Origin of the sequence: Kocuria sp. WRN011 (assembly GCF_002295155.1) — a bacterium.
Classification (GTDB): Bacteria; Actinomycetota; Actinomycetes; order Actinomycetales; family Micrococcaceae; genus Kocuria; species Kocuria carniphila.
In genome coordinates, this window is sequence record NZ_NSGI01000020.1 from 1 (window position 1) to 1,479 (window position 1,479).

Consider the following 1,479-nt stretch of genomic DNA (forward strand, 5'->3'; position numbering starts at 1 on the left):
TGATGTTCTTTCGGTTGTGCCGATGCCCGGCGGGTGGTCGGGTGGTTATGCCGGTGGCGGGTGGACGGCGGTGAAGAGCCGCTCGAATCCCTGTTGCCAGGGCCATGCCTGGGGCAGGCGGATGCGGATCCTGCGGGCGCTGGAAGCGATCCGGGCTGGCAGATTCACGAGCCTGGCCCGGATGGTCCCGGTCCGGGCCCGGGCGAACTCTCCGGCAGCGAGGGTCCCGGCGGTGCGGGTGAGGTTGTAGGCCATCACCGCGCAGACCAGCCAGGCACTGTTGGCCCCGAAATGTCCGGAGGGCAGGTGGGCCAGGGCGCTGTCCTTCAAATCGGCGTTGACCTGCTCGATGACCGCGTGGCCCCGGTGGGTCTGGTCCGCGGTCACCGTGTCCAGCACCTCCGGGTCGGTGGTGGTGAAGAAGGCGTGGAACCGGTGGGTGTCGAACAGTGTCGGCTGGTCCGTGTCCTGGGGGTTCAGCTCGGGGATTCGGCGCACCACCAGTCGACCGGGGACCCGCTCGGTTTTCTTCCTTGAGGTGAACGCGGTGAAGGGGACCTCGGCCACCTCCGCCTTGGAGGTCCAGGTGCCGGTGTCCTCGTCGAAGATCGCCTGCGGGTACCTGATGCCGGTCCACGCTTTCTCGTCGATGCCGGCGATAGCGGCCTTGACGGCCTTGTCCATCTTCACGGTCACCGACGCCTCCGCCCCGGCGGTGAGCGCGGCGGCCACGGTGGCATGCCCATAGAAAGCGGAGTCGGCCCGGACCAGCACCCGGGCGCCGGCCGCCGGCACCAATCGCTTGAGGATGGCCAGCGAATCCCCGACCAGCCTCGAGGCCCCGCGCGGGGAGCCGACCGAACCGCGGCGCAGCCGCTGACCCAGGATTACCGGGGCCGTGGTCTGGGTGCTGGCGGTGGCCAACAGGGCGTTGAGCCCACGGACCCCGGAGTACCCGTACCCGGAACCCTGCTTCTGGTAGCCGTGGACCTCGATGATCGTGTCGTCCACATCAACATAAACGAACCCCGGATCCGCACCGGCAGCGCCGGTGCGTCCCAGCAGCGGGGCCCGGCCGGCCAGGTTCACCAGGAACCGGGAGGCGACCGCGTCGAGTTGGCGCACGTGCCCGAAGGTGAACCCACGCAGGAACGAGCCCAGGGTCGAGGGCGCATAGCAGGCATTGAATACCCGTTTCATCGCCCCGTGGCGCAGCACGGCCATGTCATCGATCGAGTCCGCCCCCGTGCACATCCCGGCCACCAGGGCCGCGACCTTCGCCCCGGCGTTGGCGCCCTTGTCGGTCGGCACGCTCAACCGACCTCCGGCCAGCTGGTGCAGGCCGGCCTGGGCGGCCAGTTCCATCACCGGCACCAGCCCGGCGGACCCGATGAGGTTCGGCTCGTCGAAGGAAACTGACACGGCAGCAGGCGTGTGGGAAACTTGCATCTGCGAGATGCCCTCTCATCGCGGTGGAAC

The 1,479-nt window shown here is 69.0% G+C and carries 1 protein-coding gene; it reads right to left on the reverse strand.

The features are described 5' to 3' along the window. Positions 1-45 precede the first annotated feature (45 nt). The gene (locus CKW39_RS15190) at positions 46-1,449 is read right to left on the reverse strand and encodes an IS1380 family transposase (RefSeq protein WP_095798959.1); all 1,404 of its coding nucleotides are present in this window, start codon (positions 1,447-1,449) and stop codon (positions 46-48) included. Between the last annotated feature and the right edge of the window lie 30 nt (positions 1,450-1,479).

Excerpts from the sequence above, each read along its gene's own strand:
- CKW39_RS15190 (WP_095798959.1), bottom strand. The coding sequence starts at position 1,449 with ATGCAAGTTTCCCACACGCCTGCTGCCGTGTCAGTTTCCTTCGACGAG.